The 23,634-nt window shown below is 52.3% G+C and carries 23 protein-coding genes and 1 riboswitch; of the genes, 15 read left to right on the top strand and 8 right to left on the bottom strand.

The window, feature by feature from the left end:
- Nucleotides 1-25 precede the first annotated feature (25 nt).
- The 7 genes from L103DPR2_RS14100 (at nucleotide 26) to L103DPR2_RS14070 (ending at nucleotide 10,123) form a co-directional block, all read left to right on the top strand.
- Nucleotides 26-1,402 carry an HlyD family type I secretion periplasmic adaptor subunit gene (locus L103DPR2_RS14100; RefSeq protein WP_055361724.1) on the top strand — a complete coding sequence of 459 codons (1,377 nt, stop codon included), beginning with the start codon at nucleotides 26-28 and terminating at the stop codon, nucleotides 1,400-1,402.
- Nucleotides 1,402-2,760 carry a TolC family outer membrane protein gene (locus tag L103DPR2_RS14095; RefSeq protein WP_055361723.1) on the top strand — a complete coding sequence of 453 codons (1,359 nt, stop codon included), beginning with the start codon at nucleotides 1,402-1,404 and terminating at the stop codon, nucleotides 2,758-2,760. The genes L103DPR2_RS14100 and L103DPR2_RS14095 overlap by 1 nt, the downstream gene beginning before the upstream one ends.
- Nucleotides 2,761-2,909: 149 nt before the next feature.
- Nucleotides 2,910-3,788 (top strand): hypothetical protein, encoded by an 879-nt coding sequence (locus L103DPR2_RS14090; RefSeq protein ID WP_055361722.1) that lies wholly within the window; start codon nucleotides 2,910-2,912, stop codon nucleotides 3,786-3,788.
- Between the two features lie 26 nt (nucleotides 3,789-3,814).
- Entirely contained in the window at nucleotides 3,815-5,431 is a 1,617-nt protein-coding gene (locus L103DPR2_RS14085) for a DUF1800 domain-containing protein (protein WP_055361721.1), read from the top strand.
- A complete protein-coding gene (locus L103DPR2_RS14080) occupies nucleotides 5,428-6,780 on the top strand; it encodes a DUF1501 domain-containing protein (protein WP_055361720.1) in 1,353 nt (450 codons plus the stop codon). Before L103DPR2_RS14085 ends, L103DPR2_RS14080 begins: the two co-directional genes overlap by 4 nt.
- Before the next feature lie 18 nt (nucleotides 6,781-6,798).
- Nucleotides 6,799-8,844, top strand: coding sequence for a M10 family metallopeptidase (locus tag L103DPR2_RS14075; protein WP_055361719.1), 2,046 nt, complete (start codon nucleotides 6,799-6,801; stop codon nucleotides 8,842-8,844).
- Between the two features lie 115 nt (nucleotides 8,845-8,959).
- Nucleotides 8,960-10,123: an ATP-binding protein gene (locus tag L103DPR2_RS14070; protein ID WP_055361718.1), complete on the top strand. Its 1,164-nt coding sequence runs from the start codon at nucleotides 8,960-8,962 to the stop codon at nucleotides 10,121-10,123.
- Here L103DPR2_RS14070 and L103DPR2_RS14065 read toward each other — a convergent pair.
- Nucleotides 10,120-10,914 (bottom strand): HAD-IIB family hydrolase, encoded by a 795-nt coding sequence (locus tag L103DPR2_RS14065; protein ID WP_055361717.1) that lies wholly within the window; start codon nucleotides 10,912-10,914, stop codon nucleotides 10,120-10,122. The genes L103DPR2_RS14070 and L103DPR2_RS14065 overlap by 4 nt on opposite strands.
- Nucleotides 10,914-12,542 (bottom strand): peptide chain release factor 3, encoded by a 1,629-nt coding sequence (locus L103DPR2_RS14060; RefSeq protein WP_055361716.1) that lies wholly within the window; start codon nucleotides 12,540-12,542, stop codon nucleotides 10,914-10,916. Before L103DPR2_RS14060 ends, L103DPR2_RS14065 begins: the two co-directional genes overlap by 1 nt.
- A gap of 65 nt (nucleotides 12,543-12,607) precedes the next feature.
- Nucleotides 12,608-12,702: riboswitch (S-adenosyl-L-homocysteine riboswitch) on the top strand.
- A gap of 99 nt (nucleotides 12,703-12,801) precedes the next feature.
- Here L103DPR2_RS14060 and ahcY point away from each other — a divergent pair.
- From ahcY to metF, 3 genes are read left to right on the top strand one after another with little or no spacing between them, the layout of a single operon-like run.
- Nucleotides 12,802-14,235, top strand: coding sequence for an adenosylhomocysteinase (ahcY, locus tag L103DPR2_RS14055; protein ID WP_055361715.1), 1,434 nt, complete (start codon nucleotides 12,802-12,804; stop codon nucleotides 14,233-14,235).
- A 10-nt stretch (nucleotides 14,236-14,245) separates the two neighbouring features.
- Nucleotides 14,246-15,046, top strand: a complete 801-nt coding sequence (locus L103DPR2_RS14050) for a TlyA family RNA methyltransferase (RefSeq protein WP_055361714.1) — start codon at nucleotides 14,246-14,248, stop codon at nucleotides 15,044-15,046.
- A gap of 25 nt (nucleotides 15,047-15,071) precedes the next feature.
- Nucleotides 15,072-15,899 (top strand): methylenetetrahydrofolate reductase [NAD(P)H], encoded by an 828-nt coding sequence (metF, locus tag L103DPR2_RS14045; protein WP_055361713.1) that lies wholly within the window; start codon nucleotides 15,072-15,074, stop codon nucleotides 15,897-15,899.
- A gap of 72 nt (nucleotides 15,900-15,971) precedes the next feature.
- On the opposite strand, the gene L103DPR2_RS14040 is transcribed toward metF, so the two are convergent.
- The 5 genes from L103DPR2_RS14040 to paaA are packed head-to-tail and all read right to left on the bottom strand — an operon-like array spanning nucleotide 15,972 to nucleotide 19,908.
- Nucleotides 15,972-17,072, bottom strand: a complete 1,101-nt coding sequence (locus L103DPR2_RS14040) for a 2Fe-2S iron-sulfur cluster-binding protein (protein WP_055361712.1) — start codon at nucleotides 17,070-17,072, stop codon at nucleotides 15,972-15,974.
- Nucleotides 17,073-17,090: 18 nt separating this feature from the next.
- Nucleotides 17,091-17,702: a 1,2-phenylacetyl-CoA epoxidase subunit PaaD gene (gene paaD / locus L103DPR2_RS14035; protein WP_197274886.1), complete on the bottom strand. Its 612-nt coding sequence runs from the start codon at nucleotides 17,700-17,702 to the stop codon at nucleotides 17,091-17,093.
- 21 nt (nucleotides 17,703-17,723) lie between these two features.
- Nucleotides 17,724-18,530 (bottom strand): 1,2-phenylacetyl-CoA epoxidase subunit PaaC, encoded by an 807-nt coding sequence (gene paaC / locus L103DPR2_RS14030; RefSeq protein ID WP_055361710.1) that lies wholly within the window; start codon nucleotides 18,528-18,530, stop codon nucleotides 17,724-17,726.
- Nucleotides 18,530-18,859 carry a 1,2-phenylacetyl-CoA epoxidase subunit PaaB gene (paaB, locus tag L103DPR2_RS14025; protein WP_055361709.1) on the bottom strand — a complete coding sequence of 110 codons (330 nt, stop codon included), beginning with the start codon at nucleotides 18,857-18,859 and terminating at the stop codon, nucleotides 18,530-18,532. The genes paaC and paaB overlap by 1 nt, the downstream gene beginning before the upstream one ends.
- Nucleotides 18,856-19,908, bottom strand: a complete 1,053-nt coding sequence (paaA, locus tag L103DPR2_RS14020) for a 1,2-phenylacetyl-CoA epoxidase subunit PaaA (RefSeq protein WP_055361708.1) — start codon at nucleotides 19,906-19,908, stop codon at nucleotides 18,856-18,858. Before paaA ends, paaB begins: the two co-directional genes overlap by 4 nt.
- A gap of 237 nt (nucleotides 19,909-20,145) precedes the next feature.
- Here paaA and L103DPR2_RS14015 point away from each other — a divergent pair, with 237 nt between their 5' ends.
- The 3 genes from L103DPR2_RS14015 (at nucleotide 20,146) to vapC (ending at nucleotide 21,571) form a co-directional block, all read left to right on the top strand.
- Complete coding sequence (locus L103DPR2_RS14015; RefSeq protein WP_231717653.1) at nucleotides 20,146-20,751, top strand: hypothetical protein; 606 nt, start codon at nucleotides 20,146-20,148, stop codon at nucleotides 20,749-20,751.
- 182 nt (nucleotides 20,752-20,933) lie between these two features.
- On the top strand, nucleotides 20,934-21,167 hold the full coding sequence (vapB, locus tag L103DPR2_RS14010; RefSeq protein ID WP_055362077.1) for a type II toxin-antitoxin system VapB family antitoxin: 234 nt from the start codon (nucleotides 20,934-20,936) through the stop codon (nucleotides 21,165-21,167).
- On the top strand, nucleotides 21,167-21,571 hold the full coding sequence (gene vapC / locus L103DPR2_RS14005) for a type II toxin-antitoxin system tRNA(fMet)-specific endonuclease VapC (protein WP_055361706.1): 405 nt from the start codon (nucleotides 21,167-21,169) through the stop codon (nucleotides 21,569-21,571). Before vapB ends, vapC begins: the two co-directional genes overlap by 1 nt.
- A gap of 16 nt (nucleotides 21,572-21,587) precedes the next feature.
- Here the strand turns inward: vapC and L103DPR2_RS14000 are convergent, their stop codons facing one another.
- The gene (locus tag L103DPR2_RS14000) at nucleotides 21,588-22,496 is read right to left on the bottom strand and encodes a 23S rRNA (adenine(2030)-N(6))-methyltransferase RlmJ (RefSeq protein ID WP_055361705.1); all 909 of its coding nucleotides are present in this window, start codon (nucleotides 22,494-22,496) and stop codon (nucleotides 21,588-21,590) included.
- A gap of 230 nt (nucleotides 22,497-22,726) precedes the next feature.
- Between L103DPR2_RS14000 and rplM the strand changes: the two genes are divergently transcribed.
- On the top strand, nucleotides 22,727-23,158 hold the full coding sequence (rplM, locus tag L103DPR2_RS13995) for a 50S ribosomal protein L13 (protein WP_055361704.1): 432 nt from the start codon (nucleotides 22,727-22,729) through the stop codon (nucleotides 23,156-23,158).
- A gap of 12 nt (nucleotides 23,159-23,170) precedes the next feature.
- Nucleotides 23,171-23,563: a 30S ribosomal protein S9 gene (gene rpsI, locus L103DPR2_RS13990; RefSeq protein ID WP_055361703.1), complete on the top strand. Its 393-nt coding sequence runs from the start codon at nucleotides 23,171-23,173 to the stop codon at nucleotides 23,561-23,563.
- Nucleotides 23,564-23,634 lie beyond the last annotated feature (71 nt).

Here is a 23,634-nt window from a genome sequence, read left to right as displayed (position 1 = left end):
GTTTGACACTTAAATCGAGACTGTCATGGCCAAACCAAACTTGAACCCATCTTTGAAATCATTTGTGCAAGATGCGCAAGTGGTGACTTCTAACGACGACGGCGCACCGCGCGCATCCTCCGACACACGTGCCGTGGCACGCACTGGCTTGCTGGTGTTGGCGGTGGGCTTTGGCGGCTTCTTGCTGTGGGCAGGCTTTGCACCCCTAGACGAAGGCGTGCCCACGCAAGGCATGGTGACCTTGGACACCAAGCGCAAAACGGTGCAGCATTTGTCGGGTGGCATTGTGAAAGAAGTGCTGGTGCAAGAAGGCCAACAAGTGAAAGAGGGCCAGCCCATGCTGCGCTTAGACGGTGCGGTGGCCAAGGCCAACTACGAAGCCGTGCGCCAACGTTACTTGGGCTACCGTGCCATGCAAAGCCGCTTGTTTGCAGAGCAAGCCGGCCGTGATGTGATTGATTTTCATCCGGACGTCAAAGCGGCCATGAACGATCCGCTGATCAAGCAACAAGTGACCACACAGCAGCAGTTGATTCAAGCGCGTCGTGCGGCATTGGCGGCCGATTTGCAGGGCATTGAAGAAAGCATTCAAGGCCTGAAAGAGCAGTTGAATTCTTATCAAAACATTTTGGTTCAGCGCCGCAGTCAGTTGGCTTTGCTGACTGAAGAACTCACCAACACCCGCGGCATGGTGAAAGAGGGCTACGCACCTCGCAATCGTCAGTTGGAACTGGAGCGCATGGTGGCCGAGTCCAATGCGGCCATTGCCGACCTGACCGGTAACAGCATGCGCGTGTCACGCCAAGTGGCTGAACTGACACAACGTGCCTTGGCCCGCAAACAAGAGTACCGTAAAGAAATTGAAACGCAGTTGGCCGATGTGACGCGTGAAGTTCAATCCGACGCAGAAAAATATGTGGCGGTCACCGCTGATTTGGACCGCATGGAAATCAAAGCACCCGCCAGTGGCCAAGTGGTGGGCCTGACTGTGCAAACCGTGGGCGCGGTGCTGCAGCCTGGCCAGAAACTGTTGGATGTGGTGCCAGAGAACCAAACCTTGCTTTTGGAAGCGCACATTCCGCCGCACTTGATTGACAAAGTGAACACCGGTTTGTCGGCCGACATTCGCTTCAATTCCTTCGCGCATTCACCCCAGTTGGTGGTGGAAGGCAAAGTGATGTCGGTGTCGGGTGACTTGCTGAGCGATCCGCAGCAGCCCCAGTTTGCGTATTACTTGGCCCGTGTACAAGTAACACCTTCTGGCATGAAAACCTTGGGCTCACGCCAGATGCAGCCCGGCATGCCTGCCGAGATTGTGATCAAAACAGGTGAGCGTTCCTTGTTGACTTACTTGCTGCACCCCCTGACCAAGCGCATGGCCGCTTCTTTGAAGGAAGAGTGATGAAATTGCACTTGTTTTTTGCAAAGTCGGCGCTCGCATGCGCGCTGTCTTGCGCGGCACTGGCCTCTTGGGCGCAGTCCAATGTGATGGATTTAAAGCAGGTTTACGAAGCTGCTTTGATGCAAGACTCTGTCATTCGCGCCTCTCGCGCTGCGGCCGATTCTGGCCGTGAGCGTTTGCCTCAAGCCCGTGCGGGTTTGTTGCCACAGGTTTCTGCCAGTGCGGGTCGCAACAGCAACGACCTTAACACCACGGCACCCAATATTTTGGGCACGCCAGTAACCACCAACGACAAATACTTCAGTGACAACCGCACGGTGCAATTGCGCCAACCGCTGATGAACATGCAACGCTGGTTGCAGTTTCAACAAGCCAAATCGGTGGTGGAAGAAGCCGAAGCCAACCTCGACCGCGATTTGCAAAACCTGGTGGTGCGTGTGGCCGGGGCTTACTTTGAAACCCTGATGGCCGACGAGCAGTTGGAGCTGGTGCAAGCGCAAATCAAAACCTACACGGCTTTGGTCGACGCTGCACAAAAAGGCTTGGCTGCAGGTTCAGGCACTCGCACCGACGTGGACGATGCCAAGGCCCGTTTGGACATGGCCAAAGCGCAAGAATTGGAAGCGCGCCAAAACCAAGAGCTGACACGCCGTCAATTGGAAACCTTGATCAATCAGCCCGTGACTCAAATTGCCAAACTGAATGTGGCAGCCCTTCAATTGAGCATGCCCGAGCCGGCCAACTTGGATGACTGGACCCGCAAAGCCGAAGAAGCCAGCCCTGAAATCAAAGTCATGCAAGCTCGCTTAGACGCGGCGCGTCGTGAAGTCAGCAAAGCCCAAGCGGGTCATTTGCCCACCTTGGATGCTGTGGCCCAGTGGTCCAACAGCGGCAGTGAAAACATCACCCGCGTGAATTCTCGGTACGAAAATAAAACCATTGGCTTACAGCTGAACATTCCGTTGTACTCTGGCGGTTATGTGAACTCCACCATTCGCCAAGCCGTTGCCGAACAAACGCGTGCCGAAGAAACGCTGGAAGCCTTGCGCCGCGACTTGGGTGTACGCGTGCACAAGGAATACCGCGGTGTGACCGAAGGCATCTTGCGCGTGCGAGCACTCGAGCAAGCTGCGCGTTCGGCTGAGCAAATGATGAAATCCACCCAAATGTCCTTGAAGGCCGGCTCCCGGACCCAATTGGATGTGTTGAACGCGCAGCAGCAATACACCCTGGCTTTGCGTGATTTGGCGCAAGCTCGCATGGTGTTCTTGCTCTCTAAGGTGCGCTTGGCGTCCCTGGTGGGTGATGATGCTTTGACGTCGGTGGAGCAGGTGAACGCCAGCTTGGCGGGCAACTGAGGCAATTCAGCCTGCTGGGCTTTAGCGTTCAAAGCGCTTGATGGGGCGTAGAAGGGCATTGGGAAATGCCCCTAGTTCCTTATATTTTTCATAAATAAACAGCCTATTTCAGGTAGAGTTTGGGTTTTTCTCCTAGCCTAGGAAAACCATTGCTCAATGAGATTGTCGGAAAGTTAAGCACGGGATCGGAAGTCATCAATGGCACCGATCTGGACGACTACATTCGTCCGCTAGGTGGCTCCGATTACATCGACGGCAAAAAAGGCTTCGACACGGTCTATGTGTTTTGGCCGGCTTCTAAATTCAAACTGACCACCACGCAGGGCACCACTTATTTGGATGCGGTGTCGGGTGCGTCTCGTTCTGACAAACTTGTGCTTCGCAATGTGGAGGCGGTAGAGTTTTCGGACAAAGTGGTGTCCTTGGAAATTGCGGACCGCTACATCAACACACCGAGCAAAGACAATTTTGATGGCGGCCCCGGCATCGACACCGTGGTCTATGACAAAGCCATTTCCAATTACGTCATCACGCCAGGCGTGAATGGCATGGATGTGGGCAGTGCCAATTATTCTGAAGGCACCGATTGGTTGCTCAACATTGAACGACTGCAATTTGCCGACAAGGGTTTGGCTTTTGACTTGGACGGTCGTGCAGGCGTTGCTGCCAAAACACTTTCTTTGGTATTTGGAACAGACGCTGTGAATGTGCCAGCGTACGTTGGTATTTGCTTGGATTATTTAGACAACAAGCAATTCAGTGCCGCGCAATTGATGCATGAAGCACTGAAGATTCGTTTGGGCAGCGATGCTGGCAATCCAGAAAAAGTGGTGTCGTTTGTGTACGAGCGCTTAACCGGCGTGTTGCCCGTTCAAAGTGAAAAAGACAAGTATGTGGGATGGATTGCCAGTGGTGCGTATACCGCTGACAGTTTGGCGGTGTTTGCATCTGAACTTACTTTGAACCCCATCACACCGCAATTAACAGGTTTGGCGACAACAGGCTTGGCGTTTCAAATGCCAGGCTGAGCTTGGCAAAGACAAGGAAGAGCGATATGAAATTGAAGTTATCTTGGCTGTGCACCGGCATGGCATTGTTCTTGGCAGGTTGTGGCGGGCAAGATGTAGCGGGTACAGCCAATTTGTCGGGACAAGTTAGTGCAGTGAGCGCACCTACTGCAGTGACGCACTATGCGGCTTCGCGCTTTTTGGAGCAGGCAGCCATGGGGCCATCGCCTGCATCGGTGGCGCAGGTCAAGGCGCAGGGTATGCAGACATGGATTGCTTCACAAATGAGCATGACACCTACCAAGATTCTGACGCCTGTCAGCATGCAGAACTACGACGATCAACTGGACAAGCCTGCTGGCGACCGCATGCGTGATTTTTATTACCTCAATTTGTTCAATACCTTGATTGGGGGTGAGGATCAATTGCGCATCAAGACGATGTGGACACTCTCTAATTTTTTGGTGATCTCAACCCGCAAAGTTGCTGAGTTTGGCGCGCTGGAGTTCTTCAACATGCTACAGACCAACGCGTTTGGTCAGTATGGTGATTTGTTGAAAAGTTTAAGTCGAAACCCCGCCATGGGAAGTTACTTGGACAACGGTCAAAACACAAAGTGGCAACTCAATGAAAACTATGGTCGAGAACTGATGCAGTTGTTTTCGGTGGGCTTGGTTCAATTGAATTTGGATGGAACCCCAAAGCGTGACGCAAGTGGAAAGATACTTGAAACCTATTCTCAGAAAGATGTGATTGAAATCACCCGTGCATTGACGGGCTGGAACTTTGTGCCCAATCCCACCAATCTCAACACCAACCGCAATTGGGCAAACTACGACAAGCCGATGATCGGTGACACCAACAGGCACGATACGGGCAGTAAAACTTTTTTGGGTAAAACTATTCCAGCGGGCCAATCTATTGAAAAAGATTTGGACAGTCTTGTTGAAATTTTGGTAACTCATCCAAATACAGCCCCATTTGTTTCTTTGCGTCTGATACAGGGGATGACCACCAGCGATCCATCGCCGGCCTATTTGCAACGGGTGGCTACTGTGTTCAGAGACACCAATGGCAACCTTGGAAAGGTGATCACTGCTATTTTGATGGACCCAGAAGCTAGGACGGGTGATGTGTATGGCAAGTCGCCCGCAAACTTTGGACGCATCAAAGATCCGCTGCTGATTTACACATCGGGCTTCAGGGGCTTGGGATGCAAAGTGGCTGTGCGAGAAACCAATCGTCCTAATCAGGTTATTTCAAGTCGCAATCAAACGCCTTTCAATGCGTATTCAGTGTTCAATTTTTACCCGCCAAATCACCGAACACAGGGCACCAATGTTTTGGCGCCTGAACAAAAGATGTTGAACTCTATGGAATTTTCAAGTCGCATGAGTTTCTTCAATTGGGCATTTCAAAATGAAACAACTTTGAATGAAGCTGGTTGTGATGTTGCAACATTCAAGGCTGCGCAGGCTGTGTCTGATGAAAAGTTGGTGGATTTGATGAGCGAGCGTTATTTCCGTGGTGCTTTATCGGCCAGTGTGGGCAAGAGCTTCATCGATGCACACAAGAATTACTGGAATCGAAATCAAGGTTTGTCGCTCATGGGTTCGATGTTGGACATGGCTGCAGTGACCCCCGCTTTTGGAGTTTCAAAATGATCAATCGCAGAGATTTCCTAGCGCATGCAGGTGCTGTATCACTGGCAGGTATTGCCTCGACTTTGGCCACTGTCAAGAATGTCCAAGCTGCTGATTACAAAGCTTTGGTGGTGGTTTTTTTGTCAGGCGGATACGACGGTAACAATGTCTTGGTTCCGCTGGACGGTGCCTACAACGACTATGCCAAAGCGCGGCCTTCGTTGGCATTGCCCAAAGACAGCTTTGTGAGCTTGTCGGGTTCGCACATTGGCCACAAATTTGGGCTGTCGCCAGCCAACCGAGCCTTTGCCGATTTGTTTGAGCAAAAGCGCGTAGCCGTGATCGCCAATGCTGGTGCATTGGTGCAACCTACCACCATGGCACAACTGAAAAACAACAGCGTCAAGTTGCCTCCTTTTTTAGGTTCTCATGCAGAACAGGAGCAATGGGTACAAGGCTGGATGGGTGAAGAAGACACCAGTGGTTGGGGTGGCCGCACCATGGACGCCATGACCAGCGACATGAAAAACTTTCAGCCCTTGGTGGCCATGGCACGCGATTACACGGCAGTGGTTGGTCGAAGCACTTCCTTGAGTTTGGCCAACAGTGGCAGTGGTGCTCGTTGGGGTATGGCAGATCTTGCAGATCCAACAAGCGTTGCGCGTCAAAGGGTGGAGTGGGCCAGTCGCTTGCAGTCTGGCAATGTTTACGACACCGAGTTTTCTAGAAGCCTTCGCTCAGCATACTCGGACACAGTGCTGTTTGCGCAGGGGCAAAGTTATGGGGCCGAGCCAGCCGGTAATTTCGCAGACGTGCAAATTGGTCGCGATTTACGTTACTTGGCACGCAACTTAGCCTTTGCCAAACAGTCAGGTGCACGCCGACAAATTTACTTGGTGCAAGACGGAGGGTATGACACCCACACCGACCAACTGTCCACGAACATGAACAACCCTGGTTTGGAAACTCGCATAGGCGATGTCACCAATAGCCTGGTAGCCTTCGATAAATCCATTCAAGCCTATGGCATGAACAACGATGTCATCACCGTGGTGATGAGTGAGTTTGGAAGAACGCTGGATCCTGCTGCCGGTGGTGGCTCTGATCACGCTTGGGGTAATCATTGGTTTGCAATGGGTGGCCCCATCAAAGGCGGTGTGGTCTATGGCAATACCTTCCCGACTTTGCAAACAGGAGGTGTCGACGATGCTTCTCTGTGGCAGCCCTATCGGGGCCAATGGCTACCACAATTCTCATCAGATCAATTCATGGCCGACTTGGTTGGGTGGTTGGGTTTAACGCCTGCTCAAGCCTTGGCGGTAATGCCCAACTTGGCCAATTTTGCGCAACGAACCATTGGTTTTGTTTAAGAATTCGAAGGAAAAGCAATGGCAGACGTTAAAGGCACAGCAGGTAAAGACTTTTACACCGTCAAAAAGGGTGAGAACTATGACGCGCTGGAGGGTGACGACGAAATCACCTTTGAAAAGGGCGGCACGGGTCAAGGCGGCCCTGGCAATGACAAGATCACTGTCCCTGCCGATTTTGGTAGGTGGGATGCCACAGTGTGGTATTGGTCTTCTTCTAATCCCATTTATGTTGACATGGAAGCTGGCTATGCCCTCGATGGATTTGGCACGCGCGACACATTGATCAATGTGCATCAAGTGCATGGTTTTAAACAAGACGGCGATCAGGGGTACGGTTCATCGGGGGACGATGCATTTTGGATGAGCCCTTGGACTTGGAATTTTAAGAACGGCCAAAAGGGCTTGATTCTGATTGATGGTCGTGGTGGTAATGACCAGGTGACCTTGGGTTTAAATTCAAATCAAAATCAAGGTGAAGTGATGGTGCAGGTGTCAGCTGACGCCAGAAAAGTGATTGTTTACCAATCTAATTCACCTGGGTTTTTGTATGAGTTGAGAAACATTGAAGTTTTCAATTCGTGGGATCACGATAAGAATACAAGTAAAACCTATGACCTGATGTCTCTGATTGAAACATCAAAAATTGGCCAAGAGACTTTGTTGCGCAACTACAAGGGGTGGCAAACTGGTGCAATTGGCAATCCAGTCTCAGTGACGTACAGCTTCTTGTCTCAAGCACCTTCTTCCGGCGGTGAAGGTGGTGTGGGCTTTACGGCTTTCACAGATACTCAGAAACAAACTATTCGTGATTTATTTGCTGTTCTCCAAAATCAAACAGGTTTGGCATTTTCAGAAGTGATGGGTGATGCGGGACAAATTAGGCTGGGTGTCAATCAGCAGTCTAATACGCGTGGCTATTCGTTCATCCCTGATGAATTCAAGGGAGACGCGCGCGCCGGCGATGTGTGGTTAGACCAAGAAACTGTTGCTTTGATGCGTCCTGGCCAAGAAGGCTATTACGTGTTGTTGCACGAATTGGGTCATGCTCTTGGATTGCAACACCCCTTAACCGAATCGGACAGGTCCGGCGCTACCGTTTTGTTGAACGCGTTCTCGACGACCAGCAACACGGTGATGTTGGATGTGAATGCCGCAACCAACAATGGCGTATGGCCATCTTGGTTTGGTAATTTTGACCTTCAAGCTTTGCGCTACCTTTATGGCTCAAAAGCTTATGCCACTGCTGACAATACTTATCAATTGACGGACACCTCTGGCAGCACGGTGATCGTTGACGATGGCGGTGTAGACACTTTGGACGCATCATCAGTCAGCATCTCTGCCAACATTGATCTGCGTCCTGGGAAATCAAGTTCCATTGGTCTTGATGTTGACGGTACTCGGCAATTCAACAACGTCTCCATTGCTGCCGGCAGCTTTCTTGAAGGCGTGATCAGTACAGCTTTTGACGACGTGATCATCGGCAATCAGCAAAACAACGCCTTCACATTTGTGGGGGGCAACGACATTGTGGACGGTGGCGCTGGTCTCGACTTGTTGCGCATTTGGAAATCTTCAAATGAGTTCAAGATTGCAAAAGACACTAGCGCTGGATTTTGGAATGTCGCGGCAGTCAACAACACATTGGGCAGCGTGGAATTGCAAAACACCGAGCGTGTCTTTTTTACGGACACGGCTTGGGCTTTGGATTCTGCCGACAACGAAAGTGCTGGACGCACCGTCAAAATTTTAGGCGCGGTGTTTGGCAAAGAAGGCTTGGCCAACATGGCTTATCGTGGCATTGGGCTGTTCTACTTTGACCGCAACATGAGCTACGAAGATTTGACATTGCTGGCGCTGGATGCACGCGTGGGTCCTGGAGCTTCGAAGGCAACGGTTGCGCAATTGTTGCAGTCCAATGTGCCTGGCCTGGTGATTGACCCCAACGCTTATTCGAATACAACGGCCATGGCCATTTATGCGCAAGAGAGTGCGTTGAACAAAGCCATGGTGGATGTGGTGGGCTTGGCCACTGCCGGCATGCCTTATCAGTTCTGGGGATGAGTACCTTGCCGATTTGAATGGAAATGAATACTTTTAAATTCATTCCCTGCTTTCGCTGAACTGTAAGCATCCCTATAATTTGCAAATCGAAGCTTCAAACTTACATTTGCAAAATATGATTCCCCGCATTGCTGCTGAAACCTTAAAGCGATTGGCCAAAGGCTTTCCTGTGGTGGCTGTGACCGGACCGCGGCAGTCTGGCAAAACGACGCTTGCCAAATGGGTGTTTCAAGACAAGCCCTATGTGTCCTTGGAAAACCCTGAGGAAAGGGAGTTTGCCAAAACCGATCCCAAACGCTTTCTAGCTCGATATCCGCAAGGTGCCATCTTGGACGAAGTGCAAAGGTGCCCTGAGTTGTTGTCTTGGTTGCAAGGTTTGGTGGATGAGCGTGGATTGATGGGCGATTTTGTGCTGACGGGTTCTGCGCAATTTGAGTTGATTGAAGGCCTGTCTCAAAGTTTGGCGGGCCGCGTAGGGCGCGTTGAACTGTTGCCATTCAGTGCTGCTGAGTTGTCGGCCAGTGGTCAGCTGCCGGCCAAGTTGCCACAAGCTTTGTTAACTGGCGGCTACCCCGCACTGTTTGACAGACCTGTGTCGCCGCAAGATTGGTTTGCAAATTACATGGCTACCTATGTTGAGCGTGATGTACGTCAACTGATAGCAGTTCGTGATTTAGGACAGTTTCAATTGTTTGTGAAGATGTGCGCTGCCAGAACTGGCCAACTGTTGAACCTGGCTGCTTTGGCCGCCGATTGCGGCATCAGTGCCGTTACAGCCAAGCAGTGGCTGAGTGTGCTTGAGGCCAGTTATGTGGTGATGCTACTCAAGCCGCACCATCAAAATTTTGGAAAACGTTTGGTCAAGTCGCCCAAATTGTATTTTGTAGATGCAGCGTTAGCAGCGTGGCTTATGGGCATTCGTGATGCAGCCACCTTGGAAATACATCCTGCGCGAGGCGCATTGTTTGAAACGTGGGTGGTCAGTGAGTTGCACAAACACAGTTTGAACCAAGGTCAGGCTTCATCGCTGTATTTTTGGCGAGACAGCACTGGGCACGAAGTGGATGTGGTGCTTGAAACACCCTTAGGGCTGAGGCCCATTGAAATCAAGTCGGGCAGTACGTTTGCATCCGATTGGGTGTCGGGTTTGAACAAGTGGTTGAAGTTTTCGGATGTAGATCAGCACGCGCCGCAATTGGTTTACGGTGGTGATGAAAGTTACGAGCGCAACGGTGTGAAGGTTTGGAGCTGGCGCGAAAGTTGGAAGGCCTGCGTTTAGCGGTAAGGAGAGCTTAGCAAGCTTGCCACTTCAGAAAATCCAGCGCCACGCTCCTGCTGTGCAATGTACTCCGGCAGGTGCTTGAGCGCTTTCTCAAAGCGCCTGATGTTGGCCACACCCACGCTGTGCGTGAAATGCTCAAACATCACTTGGTCGTTGGTGGAGTCGCCCACATAGATCCATTGGTCAAGTTCCTTTGTGAGGTCTCTGCCTGTGAGTTCTTTCAGAATCCACTGCGCGCCATGCCATTTGTTGTGATCTCCAAACCACGCATTGATGTGGATGCTGCTAACGGTGGCGGTCATGCCTTCTTCTTTCAGCAGTTTTAAAACTTGCTGAATTTGTTCTTGAGACAGGTGATGAAACTCGCTGTGGTCAAACGCAATGTCGGTTTCGCGGCCGGGTGAATCTTGGGCCATCACGGTGCCAGGAATTTCTTGCAACACGCGTTTGGCAATGCGCTGCATTTCTTGGAAGTTTCGTGTGCGGGTGGTCAAGTCTTGTTGGTAGATTTTATGGACTTGTTTTGTTTGCGGGTTGTGAAGCAAGGCCACGGCACCGTTTTCGGCCACCATGGCGTTCACGGGCCAGGTGGATGCGAAGGGGATGCTCCAACCGACAGGTCTGCCGGTGATGGGAATGACCATGAGGCCCGCGGCTTTTAAATCGTGCAGGGCCTGAAGCGCATCGCCTGTGATGGCGCCTTCGGTGGTGAGGGTGTCGTCAATGTCGGTGAAGACGCCCACGATGTTGGCGCGGGCGCTTTGGGGCCATGCCGACAGGGGTTTCATTAGCCCGCAGATCCCAAAGCCAATCCCGCATGCTCACGCAGCGGATGAAAGTGAATCTTCGGGAAACGCTCTTGCGCCAAACGCACGTCGTAAGGCGAGGTGCAAAGGTAAGCCAAGGTATCGGCCGCATCCAAGGCCATGCGCTGTGGATACGCGTTTAAGAACTCGCGCAGTTCCGCGGGCGTATCGGCTGTAATCCAACGCGCACCGGTGTATTGGCAGCCTTCCAATCGAACATCGCAATCGTATTCAGCCTTCAAGCGGTGCTGTACCACCTCAAATTGCAACTGGCCCACTGCGCCCAGCAACATAGGGCCGCCCACTTCGGGTTTGAAAACCTGAATGGCACCTTCTTCGCCCAGCTGGTCCAGGCCAGCTTGCAGTTGTTTGGTTCGCAGAGGGTTCTTCAAGATGACTGTCATGAACAGTTCAGGCGCGAAGAAAGGCAGGCCCGTGAACAGCAAGTTGGCACCATCGGTGATGGTGTCGCCCAACTGCACACCGCCGTGGGTCGTGAAGCCGATGATGTCGCCAGCATAAGCTTCGTCTACTGCTTCGCGGCGTTGGCTCAAGAAGGTCACCACGCTGGTAGGACGCAGTTCTTTGCCGGTGCGTTGCACTTTGAGTTTCATGCCGGGGGTGTACTTGCCCGAGGCCATGCGCACAAACGCAATGCGGTCGCGGTGCGAGGGGTCCATGTTGGCCTGCACCTTGAACACCACGCCAGCAAAGGCGGCGTCTTCGGGCTGCACTTCTTTGATGACCGGTTGCTTGTTGACAATGAGTGAGCTGGTGCGGGGCTTGGGTGAGGGGGCCAAGTCGACCAAAGCGTCTAGCACTTCCATCACACCGAAGTTGTTCACACCGGAGCCGAAGAAGACGGGGGTTTGTTTGCCGGCCAAGAAGGCTTCGCGGTCGAAGGCAGGTGAGGCGCCGGTGGCCAACTCCATGCTTTCGAGTGCGGTGGCAAATTCATTGCCAAAGCGTGCGTGCAATGCAGCTTCTTCTGACAGCGGCATGGCTTCGAAGTCTTGCGGCAAACGCTCGCTGCCCGACTCAAACACGGTCATGGCTTGAGTGCGCAAGTTGATGATGCCACCAAAGGATTTGCCCTGGCCCACAGGCCAAGTCATGGGCACGCAGGGCATGCCCAGTTCGCGCTCGACTTCGTCCAAGATGTCCAATGGGTCGCGCACTTCGCGGTCCATCTTGTTCACGAAGGTGATGATGGGCGTATCGCGCTGGCGGCACACTTCAATCAGCCTTCTGGTTTGGGCTTCCACACCGTTGGCCGCGTCAATCACCATGAGGGCGGAGTCCACGGCGGTGAGCACGCGATAGGTGTCTTCGCTGAAGTCTTTGTGGCCGGGGGTGTCCAGCAGGTTGATCACATGGTCGCGGTACAGCATCTGCATGACCGATGAAGCCACCGAAATGCCACGCTGCTTTTCAATTTCCATCCAGTCGGAGGTGGCGTGGCGCGAAGCCTTACGGGCCTTGACCGAGCCGGCAATTTGAATGGCACCCGAGAACAGCAAGAGCTTTTCGGTGAGCGTGGTTTTACCCGCGTCAGGGTGAGAAATGATGGCGAACGTCCGGCGGCGCCGGGTTTCTTGGGCGTAAGTCAATGTAGCTCCAGGGGAATTTGGGTGTCTGGCTTTGAATCCAGAGATGCCGCTAGTATAATTTGTCCCATTCCGAGGAGCGTTGCAGCGGCCCCCATTCTGTTGACAGACATGGCGAGGACGTGAGGCTCGGAACCCTACTTTGCAACGACGCTCATCCACTTTTCTGCGGGATGAGCTCTATTTTTCAACTGAGTTCAACGGGATTTACCTCTGGGCATCCCTCTGAGAAGTGGTTTCAAACTTTAATTTGGAGCACACTATGAACGCACGTTTAAACACCGCTGTTAACGCCGATTGCGCCATTGCCGACATCGGCTTGGCCGACTGGGGACGCAAAGAGATCAAAATTGCCGAGACCGAAATGCCCGGTTTGATGGCCATCCGCAAAGAATTTGCCGCCGCCCAGCCCCTCAAAGGTGCCCGCGTGACTGGCTCATTGCACATGACCATTCAAACAGCGGTGCTGATTGAAACCCTGCAAGCTTTGGGCGCTCAAGTGCGTTGGGCTTCTTGCAACATTTACTCCACGCAAGACCACGCCGCCGCAGCCATTGCCGCCAACGGCACGCCTGTGTTTGCGGTGAAGGGCGAGAATCTCACTGAGTACTGGGATTACACCCACCGCATTTTTGACTTCGGCGCCAAGGGCACTGAAGGCGAAGGCCCCAACATGATTTTGGACGACGGCGGTGACGCCACGCTCCTGATGCACTTGGGCAAGCGCGCAGAAAAAGACGCATCCATTTTGAACAACCCAGGATCAGAAGAAGAGACCTGCCTGTTTGCCGCCATCAAAGCCAAGTTGGCCGAAGACAGCACTTGGTACAGCCGTAAGTCTGCCCAAATCATTGGCGTGACCGAAGAAACAACCACTGGCGTGCACCGCTTGAACGAGATGAGCGCCAAGGGCGAACTGATGTTCCGCGCCATCAACGTGAACGACTCTGTGACCAAGTCCAAGTTTGACAACTTGTACGGTTGCCGCGAATCTTTGGTGGACGGCATCAAGCGCGCCACTGACGTGATGATTGCCGGCAAAGTGGCTGTGGTGGCCGGTTACGGCGACGTGGGCAAGGGCAGTGCACAAGCTTTGCGCGCACTGAGCGCGCAAGTTTGGGTGACTGAGATTGACCCCATCAACGCATTGCAAGCCGCCATGGAAGGCTACAAAGTTGTGACGATGGATTACGCTGCCGACAAAGCAGACATCTTCGTAACAGCCACCGGCAACAAGCACGTCATTACGCATGACCACATGTTGGCCATGAAAGACGAAGCCATTGTTTGCAACATTGGTCACTTCGACAACGAGATCGACATTGCCTCTGTTGAGAAATACACATGGGAAGAGATCAAGCCCCAGGTTGACCACATTGTGTTCCCCGATGGCAAGAAAATCATCATGCTGGCCAAAGGCCGCTTGGTGAACTTGGGTTGCGGTACAGGTCACCCCAGCTTTGTGATGAGCTCTTCCTTTGCCAACCAAACCATTGCGCAAATTGAATTGTTCACACGCCCAGAAGCGTATGAAAACGGCAAGGTCTATGTGTTGCCTAAGCACTTGGACGAGAAGGTTGCGCGTTTGCACCTGATGAAGGTGGGCGCGATGTTGACTGAGTTGTCTGACTCACAAGCGGCCTACATTGGTGTGTCTAAAAACGGCCCTTACAAGCCAGACACTTACCGTTATTGATCGGATTGTTTTGCGCATTGACCAATTGTTAGTAGAGCGCGGCCTGGCCGCGTCTCGTTCACAGGCCCAGCGGCTGATTGCGGCAGGTGTTCAGTGGCGCACGCCACCGGGCGCTTTGCCAACGGCCGTGGTAGAGGCTGTGAAGTCTTCGGTGGAATGGCGCAAGATCAATAAGAACAAAGACGAAGTGCCCAGCGATGCAGAAATTGTGTTGCTGGACGATTCCGAATCCAAGTACGTTTCTCGCGGTGGTTTGAAACTGGAAGGTGCACTGCGTGACAGTGGCGTTTCTGTTTCAGGCCTGCGTTGTATGGATGTGGGTCAGAGCACCGGTGGTTTTACCGAGTGCTTGCTACTGAACGGTGCTGCCGAAGTGGTGGGTATCGATGTGGGCCATGGCCAAGTGCATCCGCGTGTGCGAGAAGATGCGCGCGTCATTTGCATTGAAGGTGTGAACGCCCGCGAGTTGATGCCCGATGATGAGCGCATTCCTGATGCCGAGGCTGGCTTTGATGTGATGGTGGGCGATGTGTCCTTTATCTCCTTGACGCTGGTGCTGCCTGGGGTGGTGCCGTTTTTGAAACCGGGCGGCACGCTCTTGATGTTGGTGAAGCCTCAGTTTGAATTGCAGCCCGAGAACATTGGCAAGAACGGTTTGGTCAAAGACCCCGCCATGTACCCCGTGATTGAAAAACGCATTCGAACCTCGCTCAAAGAGTTGGGTTTGAAAGTGACCGGTTGGTACGACAGCGCCATTGAAGGTGGCGATGGCAATCGTGAGTTTTTTGTGCAGGCCACTAAGCCTGCTTAGAGGCAATTAACTGCCTGAGTGACGTATGAAAAAATTACCCGTTAGCTTTGAATTTTTTCCACCTAAAACACCGGAAGGTGCCGAAAAGCTGCGCGCTGTGCGTCAACAGCTTTACACGCAAGCACCTGAGTTTTGTTCAGTAACCTACGGTGCAGGCGGCTCAACGCAAGAAGGCACCTTTGGCACCGTGGGCGAGATTTTGAAAGAAGGCGTGGCCGCTGCGTCGCACTTCTCTTGCATTGGCGCCAGTGAAGAATCTGTTCGCAAAGAACTGGCCACCTTGAAAGCCATGGGCGTGAAGCGCTTGGTGGCTTTGCGCGGCGATTTGCCCAGTGGTTACGGCATGGGTGGTGCGTTTCATTACGCTTCCGACTTGGTGGCGTTTATTCGCAAAGAAACGGGTGATGACTTCCACATTGAAGTGGCGGCTTATCCCGAAGTGCATCCTCAGGCTAAATCACCTGAGTCTGATTTGCAGGCCTTTGTGGCCAAGGTGAAGGCGGGCGCAAACTCGGCCATTACACAGTACTTCTACAACACCGATGCGTACTTTCGTTTCGTGGACGATGCGCACAAGCTAGGTGTAGATGTGCCCGTGGTGCCTGGCATCATGCCCATCACCAGTTCTACACAGCTGTTGAGATTTTCAGATGCATGCGGCGCAGAAATTCCCCGTTGGATTCGCTTGCGCTTGCAGGGTTACGGTGATGACACTGCGTCTATCAAGGCCTTTGGCTTGGATGTGGTGGCTGACTTGTGCGATCAGTTGCGCAATGCAGGTGTGCCAGCGTTGCACTTTTATACGATGAATCAGAGTGCGACGACTTTGGAGTTACTCAAACGATTGGCGTAAAAAAAGCGCTCTGTACATGAGCGCTTCATTCATCTAAAAGAGCTGCAACTTGAAAAGTTAGCAGCTCTTTTTTTATCGCTCATCAAAACTCATCACCACTTCTTTGCTAGTGGGTTTGGCTTGGCAACTGAGCACAAAGCCTTGTTCGGTTTCCCAGTTTTCTAGCGTGAAGTTCTTCTCCATGGCCACGGTACCCTGCATCACTTTGGCGCGGCAGGTGCAGCACACACCGCCTTTGCAGGAGTAGGGCAGGTCCAAGCCTGCGGCCAATGCCACATCCAAAATTTTGTCCGTGGCCGACATTTGCATTTGATGCATCTTGCCATCCAGCACTACTGTGAGTGCCACATCGCCTTTAGTTTCAGGGGAATGGCCTAAGACCACTTGCTTGCGCGCATCTGCAGGCAAGGCTTCGAGTGTCGGCGATGTGAATCGCTCTGTGCGAATGTTGCGTGCTGGTACGCCTACTTCGAGTAAAGCTTTTTCGGTGGCTTCAATCATGGCTTCAGGGCCGCAAATGAATACCTCGTCCATGCTGGCTGCAGGCAAGAGACTGTTCACTATTTCTTTGACCTTGGCTTCGTCTATGCGGCCTTCCAGCAAAGGCACTTCTTGTGCTTGTCGCGACAGCACGTGAATCAGTGTGAGTCGATTTGGATAGCGGTCCTTAAGGTCTTGCAGCGCTTCATTGAACATCACGCTGTCCATACGTCGATTGCCATAGACCAAGGTGAATTTAGATTCTGCTTGTTCTTCCAAGGTGCTGGCCAAAATGGACAAAATGGGTGTGATGCCAGAGCCTGCCGCAAAGCCAACGCGGTGAATGGCGCGCGGGCGCTGTACGATGAAACGGCCATCCGCGGGCATGACACGAAGCACATCACCCACCTTCAGTTGCGTGGCAGCCCAATTAGAAAACACGCCGCCTTGGACGGGGCGAATGCCAACTTCTAAAGTGCCGTTGCGTGCGTATGAATTTTGTGACGAGCTGATGGAGTAGCTGCGGCGCACATCGTTGCCATCAATGGTGGCGCGTAATGTTAAAAACTGGCCTGCTTTGAAATTGAAGCCACTGCGCAATGCTTCAGGCACTTGTAAAGTGATGGCCACTGCACCTGCTGCTTCGGGCGTGATGTTGGAAACAGGCAGTTCGTGAAATTTGAAAGCGGTCATGGTGCGGTAATTTTCAAATCAATAAGGTTTGAAATAATCAAACGGCTCCATGCAATCAAGGCAGCGGTAAAGCGCTTTGCAGGCGGTGGAGCCAAAGTGAGATGTTTCGGTGGTGTTGTGCGAATTGCATTGCGGGCAGGGCACAGCCAACTGTTCGTGACGCCCTGGATTGCTGGTGCTGCGGGCTGCAAATTGAATGATGCTGGAGGCGCCACTGCCATTCAGTTTGCCACTTGGCGTTTGGCAATCGTGGTCAGCGCCACTGTGGGGCGGTGCAATGCCGTAAGCGCGCAATTTTTCTTTGGCCTCTGGTGTGATCCAGTCAGTGGTCCAAGCGGGTGCCAATTGCGTTTTAACTTGGCCCTTCAAGCCATGTGCTTGCAGCAAGTTGGACACGTCGTCTTCAATTTGACCCATGGCAGGGCAGCCGCTGTAGGTCGGCGTGATGACCACTTCCAATTGTTCTGTGCCATCTTGTGCAACAGCTGTGCGCACATCGCGCAAGATACCTAGCTCGCGCAAAGTGACCACCGGAATTTCTGGGTCGGTCAAAGACTCTAGCAACGCCCATGCTTTTTCAACTGCGCTTTGTTCAAGCGCAGATGCAGAAGCAGGGGTGGCCATCGTCATGATGAACTTGTGACGCTTGAATTACCAAGTGGCGTTGGGATGCGCACGCGCCAAGCTTTGCATCTCGGCCAACATGAAGCCCAAATGCTCTGAGTGAACGCTGTGTTTGCCAGTGGGCACAAAGCCGCCAGAAGCAGGGCGCTTGAGTGTGGCCTCAGCTAAAGCTTGGTCCACAATTTGGTTCCAATCGTTTTGCAAACTGGCCATGTCCAAGCCTGTGACTTTGGCAGCCTCTGTTTCGTAGTCGCTGCTTGTCCAGAACTCTTGCGTGTAGGGCATCAAGTGATTGACAGAAGCTTGAGCACGACCATGCGATTCAGCGGTGCCATCGCCCATGCGCAGCAGCCAATCGCGCGAATGACGCAAGTGGTAGCGCACTTCTTTGAGCGACTTGGCTGCAATGGCGGCCAATTGTTCGTTGGGTGCGTGTTGCAATTTGTCCCACACCAATACCATCAGTGCGCTGTATAAAAAGTTGCGAACCAAGGTGGTGGCGAAGTCACGCTCGCTGGCAGAAGTACCCGCCAGTGGCGCATGATGCGGCAACTCTAGCAAGGTGTAGTTTTTGAAATCTGGCACATCCCGAAAGTAGGCCAGTGTGTCTTCTGTTGCGCCATTGCCCATTTGCGCTGCGGCTTCTTGGTACAACAAACGCGCTTGGCCCACCAAGTCCAAGCTGTTGTTCGACAAAGCAATGTCTTCTTCCAAAATAGGACCGTGGCCACACCACTCCGCATTGCGTTGACCCAACACCAAAGCGTTATCGGCCAAGTGCAGCCAATAGTCGATGGGCAAGGTGGCGTTCAAAGTTGCTTGCGCCGCAGACATTACATGTGCCCCACTTCAGATGGAATTTCGTAGAAGGTGGGGTGACGGTACACCTTGTCGCTGGCGGGCTCGAAGAATTCCGATTTGTCATTGGGTTCGCTGGCCGCAATCGACGAAGACTGCACCACCCAAATGCTCACACCTTCTTGACGGCGCGTGTAAACATCGCGCGCCATTTGCAAAGCGTGTTGTGAATCGGACGCATGCAAACTGCCGCAGTGCTTGTGCTCCAAGCCTTGCTTGCTGCGAACGAACACTTCCCACAGGGGCCACTCTTTGAGGGCCGCTGTACTTGCGTTGTTCTCGGTCGTTTTTTGATCGGCGCTCATGCAGCCTCCTTCAAATTCTTTTGTGCTTGTCTGTGCGCTTGTTTGTTGGCGTGTGCCACAGCGGCATCGCGCACCCATTGGCCATCGTTCCAGGCCTTCACGCGCGTACCCAAACGTTCTTTGTTGCAAGGGCCATTGCCATTGACGGTGGCCCAGAATTCATCCCAATCAATCTGACCGTAGTCGTAGTGTTGACGCTCTTCGTTCCACTTCAAATCGGGATCGGGCAAAGTCACGCCCAACACTTTGGCTTGTGGCACTGTGGCATCGACAAACTTTTGACGCAGATCATCGTTGCTGATGCGCTTGATGCCCCATCGCATGCCTTGCACGCTGTTGGGGCTGTCGGCATCGGGCGGTCCAAACATCGCCAAGCATTTCCACCACCAACGATTGACTGCGTCTTGCACCATGGCCTTTTGTTCGGCCGTGCCTTGCATCATCACCAACAAGGCTTCGTAGCCTTGACGCTGGTGAAAACTTTCTTCCTTGCACACGCGAATCATGGCGCGTGCATAAGGACCGTATGAGCAACGGCACAAAGGAATTTGATTCATGATGGCCGCGCCATCGACCAACCAACCAATCACGCCCACGTCGGCCCAATTGAGCGTGGGGTAGTTGAAGATGGAGCTGTACTTGGCTTTGCCGGTGTGCAATGCGTCGAGCATTTGATCGCGGCTGGTGCCCAGTGTTTCGGCCGCGCCGTACAAATACAAACCATGACCGCCTTCGTCTTGCACCTTGGCAATCAAAATAGCTTTGCGCTTCAAGCTAGGTGCACGGCTGATCCAATTGCCTTCGGGCAACATGCCCACAATTTCGCTGTGTGCGTGCTGGCTAATTTGTCGCACCAAAGTTTTGCGATACGCATCAGGCATCCAATCGCGCGGCTCGACTTTGCCGTCGGCATCGATGCGCGCATCGAACTGCGCTTGCAATGCCACTTCTGCTTCTGTCAATGCTTTGGGCACTGACTTGAGTGCGGCAGTGGCTGAGGTGCTGTTGGTGTCCGGTGCGTCGGGCACGTTGAAGGATTGCGTGTACATGGGCTTCTCCTCGCTGGGTTAGCGTGTTTGAAGCGAAGTATATCAATTAACCGACCGATCGGTCGGTTAATTAAGTGCATTTTTAAAACTGAGTGAAGCTGAGCATATAGATAGCTTTGGCGTTACATTAAAAGAGTTATTAAGTATTCATTAATTATTGAGTTCAATGGCAAGAGACGGGCAACAATGAAAGTTTATTTCAACAATTACAGGCATCATTGGTTGTCCCCTTACACCATGGTCGACTATTTGTTTTTCTGGACAGATTGGTCCAAATGCCATCGCGACAAAAGCTTAATTAGAGCCCTTAGCTGCTCAGAAATGGATGGCACTTGGACAGATCGTCCCGATTGGGTGGAGAGCTGGACTGATCGTCTGGTGCCAATTAGTAAATTCATTCAAAAAATTTTGGATTGGATTCATCCCAAAATTGACTTTGTCAAAATTGACCGTTGGGATACCTGGAGCATGGACCAAACACTTGGGCAAATTGTTTTGCCAATGCTTCGTCAGCTCAAGTTAACGAGCCATGGCGCACCTCTTGTTGAAGATGCAGATGTGCCAGATGAATTGAAGAGCAGTAGTGCGCCACCCAAGGAAAAAGAACACGGCACGGATGCCAATCACTTTAAGCGCTGGGACTGGGCGCTGTCAGAAATGATATTTGCATTCGAAAGCAAGCTTGATACATCTTGGGAAGATTCATTCAAATCTGGAGAAATTGATATGATTTTTGTACCCATTGATCAAGCTGGCAACGAGGTACCTAAAAAAGATGCCAAGCATTTTCAGTGGGTAGACGGACCTAACAACACCTATGAGTGCGACTACGAGGGAATGTAGGTTCTCGAAGACATAATTCAAAACGGCTTTCGACTCTTTGGTCGGTATTACCAAAATCTCTGGGACTGAATCGTTTCGATTTCCATAAAGAAGATGAATTTTTGAATAAAGCTGAAGACATTCATGTTGGAGAATTTTCGAGCGCGCCATATACTGTGGCTATATACATTGGAGTCAATCAAATGGCCATCTCAACTGTCTTCACAAATAACCGCACACAGGCAGTCAGATTGCCAGCCGAATTGCGCTTACCTGAGTCCGTTAAAAAGGTCGAAGTTCGTGCCCGAGGAAAGGACAGAATCATTTCACCGCTAGGACACCGGTGGGATGAATTTTTTCTGAATGGGCCTCGTGTCAGTGATGACTTTATGAGCGACCGTGGGTCGCAAAATCAATCAGATCGAGAAGCGCTTTGATGTTCAAGTATCTTTTGGATACCAACATCGTCATCTATGTGTTGAAGAAGCGACCCATCGAAGTCATGGGGATGTTTAATCAAAATGCCAATCGCATGGCGATATCAGCCATTACTTTTTCTGAGCTTCAGCATGGGGCCGAAAAAAGTGTGCGCGTCCAGGAGAATCTCAATGCAATTGAAGAGTTCACCACTCTAATTGACATACTGCCCTATACCGCCAAGGCCTCCATGCACTATGGTGACATTCGAGCTGTCTTAGAAAAAGCAGGCCAAACCATTGGCGTGAATGACCTGCACATTGCTGCCCATGCCAGAAGTGAGGGTCTGGTTTTGGTAACGAACAATTTGAATGAATTTGTTCGCGTACCTGGTCTGTTGGTTGAAAACTGGGTAAGCAACTAACGACAAAACAAGGTCATTAGCTATGCTCAACCGCCCAGCTATGTCCTGTACCTCGCGCCAACGCTGGCCCCACCACTTCCATGGCCTCGCGCAGTTTGTCTTTGAGCGTAAAAGGCGCATTGACCACAAACATGCCACTGGCCGACAAACCTGCCGAGCTGCCGTCGGTGTTGCGGCCAATCGACAAGGTGAGGTTGAGCCATGGTTTTTGTGACTGGTTGCTCAAAGTGCGCAAACGCTTGGGCAAATCGTGCGCCTCAGGCCGCGCAATGATGGGGTACCAAACCAAATAAGTACCTGTCGCAAAGCGCTTGAGGCAATCTTGTATGTTGGCGGCCACTTTGCCGTAATCGCTTTTGATTTCGTAGCTGGGGTCCATCAGCACCATGGCGCGTTTGGAGCCGGTGGCCGACGGCGGCGGTGGTAACAATTTTTTGAGCGATTCAAATCCGTCTTCGCGGGCAATCATGATGCTGCGGCCGGCGTCCAGTTGGGCCACGTTAGAAGCCAAAGCTTTGCTGTCGGTGGGGTGCAATTCAAACAGACGCAACTTGTCGCGCGCATCTTTGCGCAGCATGGCGTGAAGAATGAAGGGCGAGCCGGGGTAGAACTTGGCTTGGCCATTGGGGTTGAAGCTGGCAATCATGTCCAGATAGGCTTGGAGCGCTTCGGGAATGGGCTTGGCATCTTTCTTGGCGCTGGCAGCGTCAAGCTGGCTGAGCAGTTTGAAGATGCCGTCCTTTGCTTCTCCGCCGGTTTCGGAATAATCACCGTCAAGCCGGTACAGGCCAGCACCCGCATGGGTGTCCACAATGGTGATGCCGCCTTCTTTTTGTTGCAGGTGCTGCAAAGTGGCAATCACGGTAAGGTGCTTGATGACATCGGCATGGTTACCGGCGTGAAAGGCGTGTCTGTAACTGAACATGCCCTGATGGTAACGCTTACACCCCCTCAAATGCCAAAAAACCCTTGCAAAACAACAATTTTGTCGTTTAGAATCGAGGGCTTCGCAGCGAATTAGTGATCCCGCGGCGAAGGGCCTTGATTTTTACCTCAGGTAAAGACGTAAAGGCCAACCCCACCTAAGAGGTTCCCAGAAGAGGAACACCGACCGTGGAAAAGGATCCAACAAACCTTCTTTTAAAGAGAAAACTCATGACCAAAACGTTCAGCGCAAAACCCGCTGACGTGACGCACGAGTGGTTTGTGATTGACGCGACCGACAAGGTCCTCGGACGAGTAGCCAGCGAAGTTGCTCTCCGTTTGCGCGGCAAACACAAGGCCATTTACACGCCTCACGTCGATACTGGCGACTTCATCGTCGTCGTTAACGCAGCACAACTTAAAGTGACTGGCACCAAGTCTTTGGACAAGGTGTACTACCGCCATTCTGGTTATCCAGGCGGCATCACAGCCACTAACTTCCGCGACATGCAGTCCAAGCACCCTGGACGCGCGCTCGAGAAGGCCGTTAAGGGCATGTTGCCCAAAGGTCCTCTGGGCTACGCCATGATCAAAAAACTCAAGGTGTACGGTGGCGCTGAGCACCCCCACACCGCCCAACAGCCTAAAGTGCTGGACATTTAAGGAGCCTTGAGAATGATTGGTGAATGGAACAATGGCACCGGCCGTCGCAAATCTAGCGTCGCCCGCGTGTTTCTGAAAAAAGGCTCTGGCAAGATCACGGTCAATGGCAAGGACATCCAAGCCTACTTCGGCCGCGAGACTTCGATCATGATCGCTAAGCAACCTTTGATGTTGACCAACAATGCCGAATCTTTCGACATTCAAATCAACGTTCACGGTGGCGGCGAATCCGGTCAAGCTGGTGCAGCCCGTCACGGCATCACACGTGCCCTGATTGACTATGACGCTTCTTTGAAGCCCGTACTCAGCCAAGCTGGTTTTGTCACACGTGACGCCCGCGAAGTTGAACGTAAAAAGGTCGGCTTGCACTCTGCTCGTCGCCGTAAGCAGTTCTCTAAGCGTTAATTCGTTTACAGCCTGTTTCAAGAAAACCGTTCTGCTTGCAGAGCGGTTTTTTTTTCGTCAGGTTTTTTCGT

The sequence above is a fragment of the Limnohabitans sp. 103DPR2 genome, from assembly GCF_001412575.1.
Classification (GTDB): domain Bacteria; phylum Pseudomonadota; class Gammaproteobacteria; order Burkholderiales; family Burkholderiaceae_C; genus Limnohabitans_A.
Note: the sequence above shows the minus strand (reverse complement) of the source record. Positions and strands in the feature narration are given on the sequence as shown.

Excerpts from the sequence above, each read along its gene's own strand:
- L103DPR2_RS14100 (WP_055361724.1), top strand. The coding sequence starts at position 26 with ATGGCCAAACCAAACTTGAACCCATCTTTGAAATCATTTGTGCAAGAT.
- L103DPR2_RS14095 (WP_055361723.1), top strand. The coding sequence starts at position 1,402 with ATGAAATTGCACTTGTTTTTTGCAAAGTCGGCGCTCGCATGCGCGCTG.
- L103DPR2_RS14085 (WP_055361721.1), top strand. The coding sequence starts at position 3,815 with ATGAAATTGAAGTTATCTTGGCTGTGCACCGGCATGGCATTGTTCTTG.
- L103DPR2_RS14080 (WP_055361720.1), top strand. The coding sequence starts at position 5,428 with ATGATCAATCGCAGAGATTTCCTAGCGCATGCAGGTGCTGTATCACTG.
- L103DPR2_RS14075 (WP_055361719.1), top strand. The coding sequence starts at position 6,799 with ATGGCAGACGTTAAAGGCACAGCAGGTAAAGACTTTTACACCGTCAAA.
- L103DPR2_RS14070 (WP_055361718.1), top strand. The coding sequence starts at position 8,960 with ATGATTCCCCGCATTGCTGCTGAAACCTTAAAGCGATTGGCCAAAGGC.
- L103DPR2_RS14065 (WP_055361717.1), bottom strand. The coding sequence starts at position 10,914 with ATGAAACCCCTGTCGGCATGGCCCCAAAGCGCCCGCGCCAACATCGTG.
- ahcY (WP_055361715.1), top strand. The coding sequence starts at position 12,802 with ATGAACGCACGTTTAAACACCGCTGTTAACGCCGATTGCGCCATTGCC.
- metF (WP_055361713.1), top strand. The coding sequence starts at position 15,072 with ATGAAAAAATTACCCGTTAGCTTTGAATTTTTTCCACCTAAAACACCG.
- L103DPR2_RS14040 (WP_055361712.1), bottom strand. The coding sequence starts at position 17,072 with ATGACCGCTTTCAAATTTCACGAACTGCCTGTTTCCAACATCACGCCC.
- paaD (WP_197274886.1), bottom strand. The coding sequence starts at position 17,702 with ATGACGATGGCCACCCCTGCTTCTGCATCTGCGCTTGAACAAAGCGCA.
- paaC (WP_055361710.1), bottom strand. The coding sequence starts at position 18,530 with ATGTCTGCGGCGCAAGCAACTTTGAACGCCACCTTGCCCATCGACTAT.
- paaB (WP_055361709.1), bottom strand. The coding sequence starts at position 18,859 with ATGAGCGCCGATCAAAAAACGACCGAGAACAACGCAAGTACAGCGGCC.
- paaA (WP_055361708.1), bottom strand. The coding sequence starts at position 19,908 with ATGTACACGCAATCCTTCAACGTGCCCGACGCACCGGACACCAACAGC.
- L103DPR2_RS14015 (WP_231717653.1), top strand. The coding sequence starts at position 20,146 with ATGGTCGACTATTTGTTTTTCTGGACAGATTGGTCCAAATGCCATCGC.
- vapB (WP_055362077.1), top strand. The coding sequence starts at position 20,934 with ATGGCCATCTCAACTGTCTTCACAAATAACCGCACACAGGCAGTCAGA.
- vapC (WP_055361706.1), top strand. The coding sequence starts at position 21,167 with ATGTTCAAGTATCTTTTGGATACCAACATCGTCATCTATGTGTTGAAG.
- L103DPR2_RS14000 (WP_055361705.1), bottom strand. The coding sequence starts at position 22,496 with ATGTTCAGTTACAGACACGCCTTTCACGCCGGTAACCATGCCGATGTC.
- rplM (WP_055361704.1), top strand. The coding sequence starts at position 22,727 with ATGACCAAAACGTTCAGCGCAAAACCCGCTGACGTGACGCACGAGTGG.
- rpsI (WP_055361703.1), top strand. The coding sequence starts at position 23,171 with ATGATTGGTGAATGGAACAATGGCACCGGCCGTCGCAAATCTAGCGTC.